The organism is Klebsiella sp. D-Nf1 (genome assembly GCF_002810515.1).
Lineage (GTDB): Bacteria > Pseudomonadota > Gammaproteobacteria > Enterobacterales > Enterobacteriaceae > Klebsiella > Klebsiella variicola.
On sequence record NZ_PIOK01000015.1, the window covers coordinates 1 to 15,205 of the forward strand.

The window sequence follows — 15,205 nt, forward strand, 5'->3', positions numbered from 1 at the left end:
CTGGTACCATCGAACTGCCGGAAGGCGTAGAGATGGTAATGCCGGGCGACAACATCAAAATGGTTGTTACCCTGATCCACCCGATCGCGATGGACGATGGTCTGCGTTTCGCAATCCGTGAAGGCGGTCGTACCGTTGGCGCGGGCGTGGTTGCTAAAGTTCTCAGCTAATCGCTGATAACATTTGACGCAATGCGCAATAAAAGGGCATCATTTGATGCCCTTTTTGCACGCTTTCATACCAGAACCTGGCTCATCAGTGATTTTTTTTGTCATAATCATTGCTGAGACAGGCTCTGAAGAGGGCGTTTATACACCAAACCATTCGAGCGGTAGCGCGACGGCAAGTCAGCGTTCTTCTTTGCAATAGCAGGGCAGGGGCGACAGAACTGCCAGCGTTGAAGCAGTTTGAACGCGTTCAGTGTATAATCCGAAACTTAATTTCGGTTTGGATCGCCTCGCCCCCGCGGGGTGAAATTGTTTGTAGAATACTTCTGACAGGTTGGTTTATGAGTGCGAATACCGAAGCTCAAGGGAGCGGGCGCGGCCTGGAAGCGATGAAGTGGATTATCGTTGCCGTGCTGCTGATCGTGGCGATCGTGGGCAACTTCCTTTATCGCGACATTATGCTGGCGGTGCGTGCGCTGGCCGTGGTTATTCTTATTGCTGCTGCCGGTGGCGTCGCGCTGTTGACGACGAAAGGTAAGGCGACCGTTGCTTTTGCTCGCGAAGCGCGAACCGAAGTGCGTAAAGTGATTTGGCCGACTCGCCAGGAAACGCTGCATACTACGCTGATTGTTGCTGCCGTGACTGCAGTAATGTCACTGATCCTGTGGGGACTGGATGGTATTCTGGTTCGCCTGGTCTCCTTTATCACTGGCCTGAGGTTCTGAGATGTCTGAAGCTCCTAAAAAGCGCTGGTACGTCGTTCAGGCGTTTTCCGGTTTTGAAGGTCGCGTAGCTACTTCGCTGCGTGAACATATCAAATTACACAACATGGAAGAGTTGTTTGGCGAAGTCATGGTACCAACCGAAGAAGTGGTTGAAATCCGTGGCGGCCAGCGTCGCAAAAGCGAACGTAAATTCTTCCCAGGCTACGTTCTGGTTCAGATGGTCATGAATGACGCGAGCTGGCACTTGGTGCGCAGCGTACCGCGTGTGATGGGCTTCATCGGCGGTACTTCCGACCGTCCGGCGCCGATCAGCGACAAAGAAGTTGATGCCATCATGAACCGTCTGCAGCAGGTTGGCGATAAGCCGCGTCCGAAAACACTGTTTGAGCCGGGCGAAATGGTTCGTGTCAACGATGGTCCGTTCGCTGACTTTAACGGCGTAGTTGAAGAAGTGGACTACGAAAAGTCCCGCCTGAAAGTTTCCGTTTCTATCTTCGGTCGTGCGACTCCGGTAGAACTGGACTTCGGTCAGGTTGAGAAGGCGTAAGCCGGCGATCAAAAAAGCAGCGATTTAATCGTTGCATAGGGCACGAAATTGGCATACAATTTCGCGCCTTTTGTTTTTATGGGCCTGGCCCGTAAAACGATGTTTATCACGGGGAGCTTCTCTGAAGCGCTATAACCCAATTTGAGGATTTAAGAATGGCTAAGAAAGTACAAGCCTACGTCAAGCTGCAGGTTGCAGCTGGTATGGCAAACCCGAGTCCGCCGGTTGGTCCAGCACTGGGTCAGCAGGGCGTTAACATCATGGAATTCTGCAAAGCGTTCAACGCAAAAACTGAATCCATGGAAAAAGGTCTGCCAATCCCGGTTGTTATCACCGTTTACGCTGACCGTTCTTTCACTTTCGTTACCAAAACCCCGCCGGCAGCAGTTCTGCTGAAAAAAGCGGCTGGTATCAAGTCCGGCTCTGGTAAGCCGAACAAAGATAAAGTTGGTAAAATTTCCCGCGCTCAGCTGCAGGAAATCGCGCAGACCAAAGCTGCCGACATGACTGGTGCCGACATTGAAGCGATGACTCGCTCCATCGAAGGTACTGCACGTTCCATGGGCCTGGTAGTGGAGGACTAAGAAATGGCTAAACTGACCAAGCGCATGTCCGTGATTCGTGACAAAGTTGATGCAACTAAACAGTACGACATCAACGAAGCCATTGCTCTGCTGAAAGAACTGGCTACTGCTAAGTTCGTTGAAAGCGTTGACGTTGCTGTAAACCTGGGCATCGATGCTCGTAAATCTGACCAGAACGTACGTGGTGCAACTGTACTGCCGCACGGTACTGGCCGTTCTGTTCGCGTTGCCGTATTTGCCCAAGGCGCAAACGCTGAAGCTGCAAAAGCTGCAGGCGCTGAGCTGGTAGGTATGGAAGATCTGGCTGACCAGATCAAGAAAGGCGAAATGAACTTTGACGTTGTTATTGCTTCTCCGGATGCAATGCGCGTTGTTGGCCAGCTGGGCCAGGTTCTGGGTCCGCGCGGCCTGATGCCAAACCCGAAAGTGGGTACCGTAACCCCTAACGTTGCTGAAGCGGTTAAGAACGCGAAAGCAGGTCAGGTTCGTTATCGTAACGACAAAAACGGTATCATCCACACCACCATCGGTAAAGTGGACTTTGACGCTGACAAACTGAAAGAAAACCTGGAATCTCTGCTGGTTGCGCTGAAAAAAGCAAAACCGACTCAGGCTAAAGGCGTGTACATCAAGAAAGTTAGCATCTCCACCACCATGGGTGCAGGTGTTGCAGTAGATCAGGCTGGCCTGAACGCTTCTGCAAACTAATGCCTTTACGTGGGCGGTGATTTTGTCTACAATCTTACCCCCACGATTCTGTCAATAAGACAGACGCTATGCGAGTCATTTGAATTGCAGCAAGGCAGCAATCGAGTGAATAACCGGGAGTGTAGTTAACTACATGACCGGTGTGAACGAGAGCAGCTAACGCCGCCGCGGTTCGAAGGACGAAGTCATAGAAAGAATTTGTTCGTTGGAGCCTGGCCTATCCAGGCCTCCGTCGAAGACCGCAGGAGTCTCGTAAGAGACTTAATCCCCTGCGTAGACGGTGACAGAACGCTAAGATTATTTTTGGATATTCTGGCTTGTTTCTGCTCACCGTATTAAGACGCTCTATTCGTTGAATAGAGTGAAGTGAGTTCCAGAGCATGAGCTCTGGCAAACATCCAGGAGCAAAGCTAATGGCTTTAAATCTTCAAGACAAACAAGCGATTGTTGCTGAAGTCAGCGAAGTAGCCAAAGGTGCGCTGTCTGCAGTAGTTGCGGATTCCCGTGGCGTAACTGTGGATAAAATGACTGAACTGCGTAAAGCAGGTCGTGAAGCTGGCGTATACATGCGTGTTGTTCGTAACACCCTGCTGCGCCGCGTCGTTGAAGGTACTCAGTTCGAGTGCCTGAAAGACACGTTTGTTGGTCCGACCCTGATTGCATACTCTATGGAACACCCGGGCGCTGCTGCTCGTCTGTTCAAAGAGTTCGCGAAAGCGAATGCAAAATTTGAGGTCAAAGCCGCTGCCTTTGAAGGTGAGCTGATCCCGGCGTCGCAGATCGACCGCCTGGCAACTCTGCCGACCTACGAAGAAGCAATTGCACGCCTGATGGCAACCATGAAAGAAGCTTCGGCTGGCAAACTGGTTCGTACTCTGGCTGCTGTACGCGATGCGAAAGAAGCTGCTTAATTGCAGTTGCCTTTATAAAGCATTCGCTTACGTATAAACTTATTCTGATATTCAGGAACAATTTAAATGTCTATCACTAAAGATCAAATCATTGAAGCAGTATCCGCTATGTCCGTAATGGACGTTGTTGAGCTGATCTCTGCAATGGAAGAAAAATTCGGTGTTTCCGCTGCTGCTGCTGTAGCTGTAGCTGCTGGCCCGGTTGAAGCTGCTGAAGAAAAAACTGAATTCGACGTAATTCTGAAAGCTGCTGGCGCTAACAAAGTTGCTGTTATCAAAGCAGTACGTGGCGCAACTGGCCTGGGTCTGAAAGAAGCTAAAGACCTGGTAGAATCTGCTCCGGCTGCACTGAAAGAAGGCATCAGCAAAGACGACGCTGAAGCTCTGAAAAAATCTCTGGAAGAAGCTGGCGCTGAAGTTGAAGTTAAATAAGCCAACCCTTCCGGTTGCAGCCTGAGAAATCAGGCTGAGGCTGGTGACTTTTTAGTCACCAGCCTTTTTGCGCTGTAAGGCGCCAGTAGCATTTCACACTGTTTGACTGCTGGTTTGCCTGACAATGCTTGTTTCTATCGACGACTTAATATACTGCGACAGGTTAGGGTTCTGGGCTGTGTAAATCGCAACGAAATGGTTTAAGCGTGATAGCAACAGGTATTGCGGAAAGTGTTCCATTTTCCGGTCAACAAAATAGTGTTGCATAAAAAACTGCCTTACTTAGGCAGACGGGTCGACTTGTCAGCGAGCTGAGGAACCCTATGGTTTACTCCTATACCGAGAAAAAACGTATTCGTAAGGATTTTGGTAAACGTCCACAAGTTCTGGACATACCTTATCTCCTTTCTATCCAGCTTGATTCGTTCCAGAAGTTTATCGAGCAAGATCCTGAAGGGCAGTATGGTCTGGAAGCAGCCTTCCGTTCCGTATTCCCGATTCAGAGCTACAGCGGTAATTCAGAGCTGCAATACGTCAGCTACCGTCTGGGCGAACCTGTTTTTGATGTTAAAGAATGTCAGATCCGTGGCGTGACTTATTCTGCACCGCTGCGCGTAAAACTGCGTCTGGTGATCTACGAGCGCGAAGCGCCGGAAGGCACCGTTAAAGACATTAAAGAACAAGAAGTCTACATGGGTGAAATTCCGCTCATGACCGACAACGGTACCTTCGTTATCAACGGTACCGAGCGTGTTATCGTTTCTCAGCTGCACCGTAGCCCGGGCGTCTTCTTTGACAGTGACAAAGGTAAGACCCACTCATCCGGTAAGGTCCTGTATAACGCACGTATTATCCCTTACCGCGGTTCCTGGCTGGACTTCGAATTCGACCCGAAAGACAACCTGTTTGTTCGTATCGACCGTCGTCGTAAACTGCCGGCAACTATCATTCTGCGCGCGCTGAATTACACCACTGAGCAGATCCTTGACCTGTTCTTCGAGAAAGTGGTCTTTGAAATTCGCGACAACAAGCTGCAGATGGAGCTGATACCGGAGCGTCTGCGCGGTGAAACCGCCTCCTTCGATATCGAAGCCAACGGTAAAGTGTACGTTGAGAAAGGCCGCCGTATTACTGCGCGCCACATTCGCCAGCTGGAAAAAGACGATATCAAACATATCGAAGTTCCGGTTGAGTACATTGCGGGCAAAGTCGCTTCTAAAGACTACATCGACGAAGCGACTGGCGAGCTGATCTGCCCGGCGAACATGGAACTGAGCCTGGATCTGCTGGCTAAGCTGAGCCAGTCCGGCCACAAGCGTATCGAAACGCTGTTCACCAACGATCTGGACCACGGCCCGTACATTTCTGAAACGGTACGCGTCGACCCGACCAACGATCGTCTGAGCGCGCTGGTAGAAATCTACCGCATGATGCGCCCGGGTGAGCCGCCGACTCGTGAAGCGGCTGAAAGCCTGTTCGAGAACCTGTTCTTCTCCGAAGACCGCTACGATCTGTCCGCGGTTGGTCGTATGAAGTTCAACCGTTCTCTGCTGCGTGACGAAATCGAAGGTTCCGGTATCCTGAGCAAAGACGACATCATCGAAGTGATGAAGAAGCTCATCGATATCCGTAACGGTAAAGGCGAAGTCGATGATATCGACCACCTCGGCAACCGTCGTATCCGTTCCGTTGGCGAAATGGCGGAAAACCAGTTCCGTGTTGGCCTGGTGCGTGTAGAGCGTGCGGTTAAAGAGCGTCTGTCTCTGGGCGATCTGGATACCCTGATGCCTCAGGATATGATCAACGCCAAACCGATTTCCGCAGCAGTGAAAGAGTTCTTTGGTTCCAGCCAGCTGTCACAGTTTATGGACCAGAACAACCCGCTGTCTGAGATTACGCACAAACGTCGTATCTCCGCACTCGGCCCAGGCGGTCTGACCCGTGAACGCGCAGGCTTCGAAGTTCGAGACGTACACCCGACTCACTACGGTCGCGTATGTCCAATCGAAACGCCTGAAGGTCCGAACATCGGTCTGATCAACTCCCTGTCCGTGTACGCACAGACTAACGAATATGGCTTCCTTGAGACGCCGTATCGTAAAGTGACTGACGGTGTGGTTACCGACGAAATTCATTACCTGTCTGCCATCGAAGAAGGTAACTACGTCATCGCTCAGGCGAACTCCAACCTGGATGACGAAGGCCACTTTGTTGAAGATCTGGTTACCTGCCGTAGCAAAGGCGAATCCAGCTTGTTCAGCCGCGACCAGGTTGACTACATGGACGTATCCACCCAGCAGGTGGTATCCGTCGGTGCGTCCCTGATCCCGTTCCTGGAACACGATGACGCCAACCGTGCATTGATGGGTGCGAACATGCAACGTCAGGCGGTTCCGACTCTGCGCGCTGATAAGCCGCTGGTTGGTACCGGTATGGAACGTGCTGTTGCCGTTGACTCCGGTGTTACTGCGGTCGCTAAACGCGGCGGTACCGTTCAGTACGTGGATGCTTCCCGTATCGTTATCAAAGTTAACGAAGACGAGATGTACCCGGGCGAAGCAGGTATCGACATCTACAACCTGACCAAGTACACCCGTTCTAACCAGAACACCTGCATCAACCAGATGCCTTGCGTGTCCCTGGGCGAACCCATTGAGCGCGGCGACGTGCTGGCCGACGGCCCGTCCACCGACCTCGGTGAACTGGCGCTGGGTCAGAACATGCGCGTAGCGTTCATGCCGTGGAACGGCTACAACTTCGAAGACTCCATCCTCGTATCCGAGCGTGTTGTCCAGGAAGACCGTTTCACCACCATCCACATTCAGGAACTGGCGTGCGTGTCCCGTGACACCAAGCTGGGGCCGGAAGAGATCACCGCTGACATCCCGAACGTGGGTGAAGCTGCGCTCTCTAAACTGGATGAGTCCGGTATCGTTTATATCGGTGCGGAAGTGACCGGCGGCGACATTCTGGTTGGTAAGGTAACGCCGAAAGGTGAAACCCAGCTGACGCCGGAAGAGAAACTGCTGCGTGCAATCTTCGGTGAGAAAGCGTCTGACGTTAAAGACTCTTCTCTGCGCGTGCCGAACGGTGTCTCTGGTACCGTTATCGACGTTCAGGTCTTTACCCGTGACGGCGTAGAAAAAGACAAACGTGCGCTGGAAATCGAAGAGATGCAGCTGAAGCAGGCGAAGAAAGACCTGTCTGAAGAACTGCAGATCCTCGAAGCCGGTCTGTTCAGTCGTATCTACGCGGTGCTGGTCTCCGGTGGCGTTGAAGCTGAGAAGCTCGACAAACTGCCGCGCGATCGCTGGCTGGAACTGGGCCTGACCGACGAAGAGAAACAAAATCAGCTGGAGCAACTGGCTGAGCAGTATGACGAACTGAAACACGAGTTCGAGAAAAAACTCGAAGCGAAACGCCGTAAAATCACTCAAGGCGACGATCTGGCACCGGGCGTGCTGAAGATTGTTAAGGTATACCTGGCCGTTAAACGCCGTATCCAGCCTGGTGATAAGATGGCAGGTCGTCACGGTAACAAGGGTGTTATCTCTAAGATCAACCCGATCGAAGATATGCCGCACGATGCTAACGGTACGCCGGTAGATATCGTACTGAACCCGCTGGGCGTACCGTCTCGTATGAACATCGGTCAGATCCTGGAAACTCACCTGGGTATGGCTGCGAAAGGCATCGGCGACAAGATCAACGCCATGCTGAAACAGCAGCAAGAAGTCGCGAAACTGCGCGAATTCATCCAGCGTGCTTACGATCTGGGCGCTGACGTTCGCCAGAAAGTTGACCTGAATACCTTCAGCGATGAAGAAGTTCTGCGTCTGGCTGAAAACCTGCGTAAAGGCATGCCGATCGCAACGCCGGTATTCGACGGTGCGAAAGAAGCTGAAATCAAAGAGCTGCTGCAGCTGGGCGACCTGCCGACTTCCGGTCAGATCACCCTGTTTGACGGCCGCACCGGTGAACAGTTCGAACGTCCGGTAACCGTGGGTTACATGTACATGCTGAAACTGAACCACCTGGTCGACGACAAAATGCACGCTCGTTCCACCGGTTCCTACAGCCTGGTTACTCAGCAGCCGCTGGGTGGTAAGGCGCAGTTCGGTGGTCAGCGCTTCGGTGAGATGGAAGTGTGGGCGCTGGAAGCGTATGGCGCGGCCTACACTCTGCAGGAAATGCTCACCGTTAAGTCTGATGACGTGAATGGTCGTACCAAGATGTATAAAAACATCGTGGACGGCAACCACCAGATGGAACCGGGCATGCCGGAATCCTTCAACGTACTGTTGAAAGAGATCCGCTCGCTGGGCATCAACATCGAACTGGAAGACGAGTAACTCTCGCTCAAACAGGTCACTGGTGCCGGGGTAAAACCCGGCGCCAGATTGTGCTAACTCCGACGGGAGCAAATCCGTGAAAGACTTATTAAAGTTTCTGAAAGCGCAAACTAAAACCGAAGAGTTTGATGCGATCAAAATTGCTCTGGCATCGCCAGACATGATCCGTTCATGGTCTTTCGGTGAAGTTAAAAAGCCGGAAACCATTAACTACCGTACGTTCAAGCCTGAGCGTGACGGTCTGTTCTGTGCTCGTATTTTCGGGCCAGTAAAAGACTATGAGTGCCTGTGCGGTAAGTACAAGCGCCTGAAACACCGCGGTGTGATCTGTGAGAAGTGCGGCGTTGAAGTGACCCAGACTAAAGTGCGTCGTGAGCGCATGGGCCACATCGAGCTGGCATGTCCGACGGCACACATCTGGTTCCTGAAATCGCTGCCGTCCCGTATCGGCCTGCTGCTGGATATGCCGCTGCGCGATATCGAACGTGTACTGTACTTTGAATCCTATGTGGTTATCGAAGGTGGCATGACCAACCTCGAACGCAACCAGATTCTGACTGAAGAGCAGTACCTGGATGCGCTGGAAGAGTTCGGTGACGAATTCGACGCGAAAATGGGTGCGGAAGCGATCCAGGCGCTGCTGCGCAATATGGATCTGGAGCAGGAATGCGAACAGCTGCGTGAAGAGCTGAACGAAACCAACTCCGAAACCAAGCGTAAAAAGCTGACCAAGCGCATTAAGCTGCTGGAAGCGTTCGTTCAGTCTGGCAACAAGCCAGAATGGATGATCCTGACCGTTCTGCCGGTTCTGCCGCCAGATCTGCGTCCGCTGGTTCCGCTGGATGGCGGCCGTTTTGCGACTTCTGACCTGAACGATCTGTATCGTCGCGTCATTAACCGTAACAACCGTCTGAAACGTCTGCTGGATCTGGCTGCGCCGGACATCATCGTACGCAACGAAAAACGTATGCTGCAGGAAGCGGTTGACGCCCTGCTGGATAACGGTCGTCGCGGTCGTGCGATCACCGGTTCTAACAAACGTCCTCTGAAATCTTTGGCCGATATGATCAAAGGTAAACAGGGTCGTTTCCGTCAGAACCTGCTCGGTAAGCGTGTTGACTACTCCGGTCGTTCTGTTATCACCGTAGGTCCATACCTGCGTCTGCATCAGTGCGGTCTGCCGAAGAAAATGGCGCTGGAGCTGTTCAAACCGTTCATCTACGGCAAGCTGGAACTGCGTGGCCTGGCCACCACCATCAAAGCCGCTAAGAAAATGGTTGAGCGCGAAGAAGCCGTCGTTTGGGATATCCTGGACGAAGTTATCCGCGAACACCCGGTACTGCTGAACCGTGCACCAACCCTGCACCGTTTAGGTATCCAGGCATTCGAACCGGTTCTGATCGAAGGTAAAGCCATTCAGCTGCACCCGCTGGTTTGTGCGGCATATAACGCCGACTTCGATGGTGACCAGATGGCTGTTCACGTACCGCTGACGCTGGAAGCCCAGCTGGAAGCGCGTGCGCTGATGATGTCTACCAACAACATCCTGTCCCCGGCGAACGGCGAACCAATCATCGTTCCGTCTCAGGACGTTGTACTGGGTCTGTACTACATGACCCGCGACTGTGTTAACGCCAAAGGCGAAGGCATGGTGCTGACTGGCCCGAAAGAAGCGGAGCGTATTTATCGCGCCGGTCTGGCCTCTCTGCATGCGCGCGTTAAAGTGCGTATCACCGAATACGAAAAAGACGACAATGGTGAATTCGTCGCGAAGACCAGCCTGAAAGACACGACCGTTGGCCGTGCCATTCTGTGGATGATCGTACCGAAAGGTCTGCCGTTCTCTATCGTGAACCAGGCGCTCGGTAAGAAAGCAATCTCCAAGATGCTGAACACCTGTTACCGTATTCTGGGCCTGAAACCGACCGTTATTTTTGCGGACCAGACGATGTACACCGGCTTTGCTTATGCAGCGCGTTCAGGTGCATCCGTTGGTATCGATGACATGGTCATCCCGGAGAAAAAATACGAAATCATCAGCGAAGCGGAAGCGGAAGTTGCTGAGATTCAGGAACAGTTCCAGTCTGGTCTGGTCACCGCGGGCGAACGCTACAACAAAGTTATCGATATCTGGGCTGCGGCGAACGATCGTGTATCCAAAGCGATGATGGATAACCTGCAAACCGAAACCGTGATTAACCGTGACGGTCAGGAAGAGCAGCAGGTTTCCTTCAACAGCATTTACATGATGGCCGACTCCGGTGCGCGTGGTTCTGCAGCACAGATTCGTCAGCTGGCTGGTATGCGTGGTCTGATGGCGAAGCCGGATGGCTCCATCATCGAAACGCCGATCACCGCGAACTTCCGTGAAGGTCTGAACGTACTCCAGTACTTCATCTCCACCCACGGTGCGCGTAAAGGTCTGGCGGATACCGCACTGAAGACAGCGAACTCCGGTTACCTGACTCGTCGTCTGGTTGACGTTGCCCAGGACCTGGTCGTCACTGAAGACGACTGCGGTACCCTGGAAGGCATCACCATGACGCCGGTTATCGAAGGTGGCGACGTTAAAGAGCCGCTGCGCGATCGCGTACTGGGTCGTGTGACTGCTGAAGACGTTCTGAAGCCGGGCACCGCGGACATTCTGGTTCCACGCAACACGCTGCTGCATGAGCACTGGTGTGACCTGCTGGAAGAGAACTCCGTTGACTCTGTCAAAGTTCGTTCCGTTGTATCCTGTGACACCGACTTTGGTGTATGTGCGCACTGCTACGGTCGTGACCTGGCGCGTGGCCACATCATCAACAAAGGTGAGGCTATCGGCGTTATCGCGGCACAGTCCATCGGTGAGCCGGGTACACAGCTGACGATGCGTACGTTCCACATCGGTGGTGCGGCATCTCGTGCGGCTGCTGAATCCAGCATCCAGGTGAAAAACAAAGGTAGCATCCGTCTGAGCAATGCGAAGTCGGTTGTGAACTCCAGCGGTAAACTGGTTATCACCTCTCGTAACACCGAGCTGAAACTGATCGACGAATTCGGCCGTACGAAAGAAAGCTATAAAGTGCCTTACGGCTCCGTTATGGCGAAAGGCGATGGCGAACAGGTTGCCGGCGGTGAAACCGTTGCAAACTGGGATCCGCATACCATGCCGGTTATCACCGAAGTGAGTGGTTTCGTCCGCTTCACTGACATGATCGACGGCCAGACCATTACTCGTCAGACCGACGAGCTGACCGGTCTGTCTTCGCTGGTGGTTCTGGATTCTGCAGAACGTACCGCAGGTGGTAAAGATCTGCGTCCGGCGCTGAAAATTGTTGATGCTCAGGGCAACGACGTTCTGATCCCAGGCACCGATATGCCTGCTCAGTACTTCCTGCCGGGTAAAGCGATTGTTCAGCTGGAAGATGGCGTACAGATCAGCTCTGGTGACACCCTGGCGCGTGTTCCGCAGGAATCCGGCGGTACCAAGGACATCACCGGTGGTCTGCCGCGCGTTGCGGATCTGTTCGAAGCACGTCGTCCGAAAGAGCCGGCAATCCTGGCTGAAATCAGCGGCATCATTTCCTTCGGTAAAGAAACCAAAGGGAAACGTCGTCTGGTTATCACCCCGGTAGACGGTAGCGAACCGTACGAAGAGATGATTCCGAAATGGCGTCAGCTGAACGTGTTCGAAGGTGAACGTGTAGAACGTGGTGACGTGGTTTCCGACGGTCCGGAAGCACCGCACGACATTCTGCGTCTTCGTGGCGTGCACGCGGTAACGCGTTACATCACCAACGAAGTTCAGGACGTTTACCGTCTGCAAGGCGTTAAGATTAACGATAAGCACATTGAGGTTATCGTTCGTCAGATGCTGCGTAAAGCGACCATCGAAAGTGCTGGTAGCTCCGACTTCCTCGAAGGCGAGCAGGTGGAATACTCCCGCGTTAAGATCGCTAACCGCGAGCTTGAAGCGAATGGCAAAGTTGCGGCAACCTATTCCCGCGACCTGCTGGGTATCACCAAAGCGTCTCTGGCAACCGAGTCCTTCATCTCCGCGGCATCGTTCCAGGAGACCACTCGCGTGCTGACCGAAGCAGCTGTTGCGGGCAAACGCGACGAACTGCGCGGTCTGAAAGAGAACGTCATCGTGGGTCGTCTGATCCCGGCGGGTACCGGTTATGCGTACCACCAGGATCGTATGCGCCGTCGCGCAGCGGGCGAACAGCCAGCTGCACCGCAGGTGAGCGTAGAAGAAGCGTCTGCCAACCTGGCAGAACTGCTGAACGCAGGCCTTGGCGGTTCTGACAACGATTAATCGTTGATGCACTGCTAAAAAGCCGGTCAGGTTTCCTGACCGGCTTTTTTATTGTTTGTCCGCCGCCTCACCCTCTTCTTTAATTACATTTACGACATATTAACGCCGCATATTTTTAGCAATTAATTCATATAAAATATCCATTCCCCGTTCACCGGAAAAACCTTTATTTATATATGGGTAAAAGTTCTACTCATATCAAAAAATAATCAATCCAAAGGCGATATATTCAAAATACCTAATGAATCATGGGATTACTTCTGCTGCTTTATCTTCGGAGCCACTGCTCTGGAGAGGGATCGCCGCATCTCATGCTTCTCCCGATAAGACGCAGAAATAATACCGGCAGGCAGGTGTTGGTCATTTCTTTTGGTCTGAGTGGACAGGCTCTGGGGGCTGCATGGAATTTGCGATACAACTCATTATTATCTTAATTTGTCTGTTTTATGGTGCCAGAAAAGGCGGTATTGCGCTGGGCCTGTTGGGCGGCATCGGTTTGGTTATCCTCGTTTTTGTGTTCCATCTCCAGCCGGGTAAACCGCCGGTTGATGTGATGTTGGTCATCATTGCCGTTGTGGCCGCTTCGGCGACGCTACAGGCGTCGGGCGGGCTGGATGTCATGTTACAGATTGCCGAGAAGCTGCTGCGGCGCAACCCGAAATATGTCTCAATCGTCGCGCCTTTCGTCACCTGCACGCTGACCATACTCTGTGGTACCGGACACGTGGTGTACACGATCCTGCCGATTATCTACGATGTCGCTATTAAGAATAACATTCGTCCGGAGCGTCCGATGGCGGCCAGCTCCATAGGCGCCCAGATGGGGATCATCGCCAGCCCGGTCTCGGTAGCGGTGGTGTCGCTGGTGGCGATGCTGGGGAATTTTACCTTTAACGGTAAACATCTGGAATTTCTCGACCTGCTGGCGATAACCATTCCGTCCACGCTGTTGGGGATCCTGGCGATCGGTATCTTCAGTTGGTTCCGTGGCAAAGATCTGGATAAAGACGAAGCCTTCCAGGCGTTTATTGCGGTACCGGAAAATCGCCATTACGTCTATGGCGATACGGCGACGCTGCTGGATAAAAAGCTGCCGACCAGCAACTGGATTGCGATGTGGATCTTCCTTGCTTCCATCGCCGTGGTGGCCCTGCTCGGCGCGTTTTCCGAACTACGCCCGGCCTTCGACGGTAAGCCGCTGTCGATGGTGCTGGTGATCCAGATGTTCATGCTGCTCTCCGGGGCGCTTATTATCATCATTACCAAAACTAACCCGGCGTCGATTTCTAAAAATGAGGTTTTCCGTTCGGGAATGATCGCTATCGTCGCGGTATACGGCATCGCGTGGATGGCGGAAACTATGTTCGGCGCGCATATGACCGAGATTAAAGGTGTGCTCGGGGAGATGGTGAAAGAGTACCCGTGGGCCTACGCCATCGTGCTGTTACTGGTATCTAAGTTTGTTAACTCCCAGGCGGCAGCGCTGGCGGCGATTGTGCCAGTAGCCCTGGCCATCGGCGTCGACCCGGCCTATATCGTGGCTTCTGCGCCGGCCTGCTATGGCTACTATATTCTGCCGACCTACCCAAGCGATCTGGCGGCTATCCAGTTCGACCGTTCAGGCACGACGCATATCGGCCGCTTTGTCATTAACCACAGCTTTATCCTGCCCGGGCTCATCGGTGTCGGTGTCTCCTGCGTGTTTGGCTGGGTATTTGCCGCAATGTACGGTTTTCTTTGAGAGGGGACGGGCGCCGGCAGCGGCGCCCGTTAAATCCGCGAGGTTACTGCGCGAGCGGCAGACGACGATAGAGTTCAATCATATCGGTCGCCAGATCCTGAATGACCATGGCGTTCATCAGGTGGTCCTGAGAGTGAACGGTGATCAGGTTGACCGGCAGCTTACCGGTACCTTCATCCAGGCCGATGAGCTGGGTCTGGATTTTATGCGCATGTTTGACGAACTCATGGGATTCGGCCATGGCCTGCTCGGCTGCCGCAAAGTCACCTTTCCGTGCTAACTGGAGAGCAGTGAGCGCCGCGCTACGTGCGGAACCGGCATTGACCAACAGCTCCATGATGATCGTTTCTAAATCTTCCATCGATTACTCCAGCATCTTAAGGGCTTTATCCAGAACGGCATCACCTTTCATCATGCCGTAGTCCATCATATCGATCACCGCGACTTTCTTGCCGAAGGGATCGGCCAGCGCCTGCAGTTTAGCCTGCTCATATTTCACCTGCGGGCCGAGCAAAATAATGTCGGCGGCGGCCAGGTTATCTTTAAACTCGGCGACCGGGACGGCCTTGATAGAAACCTCAACACCTTTCTTCTGCGCGGCATCTTGCATACGCTGAACCAGCATGCTGGTGGACATACCGGCGGCACAGCACAAAACGATATTCTTCATAGTCAGTGGCTCTTGTGTTCCGTGATGTCTTATCTTTATCGCGGCCCTGGCGATGCGACAACCGCTTT

At 53.0% G+C, this 15,205-nt stretch carries 11 protein-coding genes and 1 pseudogene; 10 read left to right on the top strand and 2 right to left on the bottom strand.

The genetic code is table 11. The annotated features are described in order from the left end of the window. The 10 genes and pseudogenes from tuf to dcuB all read left to right on the top strand — a co-directional run. A pseudogene (tuf, locus tag CWM54_RS27165) lies at positions 1 to 170 on the top strand (elongation factor Tu); the annotation flags it as partial. Positions 171 to 508: 338 nt separating this feature from the next. Beyond that, positions 509 to 892, top strand: coding sequence for a preprotein translocase subunit SecE (gene secE, locus CWM54_RS27175; protein WP_002883772.1), 384 nt, complete (start codon positions 509 to 511; stop codon positions 890 to 892). Between the two features lies 1 nt (position 893). Continuing rightward, positions 894 to 1,439, top strand: coding sequence for a transcription termination/antitermination protein NusG (gene nusG, locus CWM54_RS27180; protein WP_007665882.1), 546 nt, complete (start codon positions 894 to 896; stop codon positions 1,437 to 1,439). A 155-nt stretch (positions 1,440 to 1,594) separates the two neighbouring features. After that, positions 1,595 to 2,023: a 50S ribosomal protein L11 gene (gene rplK / locus CWM54_RS27185; protein WP_008808007.1), complete on the top strand. Its 429-nt coding sequence runs from the start codon at positions 1,595 to 1,597 to the stop codon at positions 2,021 to 2,023. A 3-nt stretch (positions 2,024 to 2,026) separates the two neighbouring features. Further along, a complete protein-coding gene (gene rplA, locus CWM54_RS27190) occupies positions 2,027 to 2,731 on the top strand; it encodes a 50S ribosomal protein L1 (protein WP_061156161.1) in 705 nt (234 codons plus the stop codon). A gap of 413 nt (positions 2,732 to 3,144) precedes the next feature. Then, on the top strand, positions 3,145 to 3,642 hold the full coding sequence (gene rplJ, locus CWM54_RS27200) for a 50S ribosomal protein L10 (protein ID WP_001207203.1): 498 nt from the start codon (positions 3,145 to 3,147) through the stop codon (positions 3,640 to 3,642). Between the two features lie 66 nt (positions 3,643 to 3,708). Next, on the top strand, positions 3,709 to 4,074 hold the full coding sequence (gene rplL / locus CWM54_RS27205) for a 50S ribosomal protein L7/L12 (protein WP_002884142.1): 366 nt from the start codon (positions 3,709 to 3,711) through the stop codon (positions 4,072 to 4,074). A 323-nt stretch (positions 4,075 to 4,397) separates the two neighbouring features. Next, complete coding sequence (rpoB, locus tag CWM54_RS27210; protein ID WP_061156160.1) at positions 4,398 to 8,426, top strand: DNA-directed RNA polymerase subunit beta; 4,029 nt, start codon at positions 4,398 to 4,400, stop codon at positions 8,424 to 8,426. 76 nt (positions 8,427 to 8,502) lie between these two features. Then, complete coding sequence (gene rpoC / locus CWM54_RS27215) at positions 8,503 to 12,726, top strand: DNA-directed RNA polymerase subunit beta' (protein WP_061156159.1); 4,224 nt, start codon at positions 8,503 to 8,505, stop codon at positions 12,724 to 12,726. 400 nt (positions 12,727 to 13,126) lie between these two features. Further along, positions 13,127 to 14,467: an anaerobic C4-dicarboxylate transporter DcuB gene (gene dcuB / locus CWM54_RS27220; RefSeq protein WP_008808003.1), complete on the top strand. Its 1,341-nt coding sequence runs from the start codon at positions 13,127 to 13,129 to the stop codon at positions 14,465 to 14,467. Positions 14,468 to 14,510: 43 nt separating this feature from the next. Here the strand turns inward: dcuB and CWM54_RS27225 are convergent, their stop codons facing one another. Both CWM54_RS27225 and CWM54_RS27230 read right to left on the bottom strand, forming a co-directional pair. After that, entirely contained in the window at positions 14,511 to 14,828 is a 318-nt protein-coding gene (locus CWM54_RS27225) for a PTS lactose/cellobiose transporter subunit IIA (RefSeq protein ID WP_008808002.1), read from the bottom strand. Between the two features lie 3 nt (positions 14,829 to 14,831). Then, entirely contained in the window at positions 14,832 to 15,137 is a 306-nt protein-coding gene (locus CWM54_RS27230) for a PTS sugar transporter subunit IIB (protein WP_002884150.1), read from the bottom strand. Between the last annotated feature and the right edge of the window lie 68 nt (positions 15,138 to 15,205).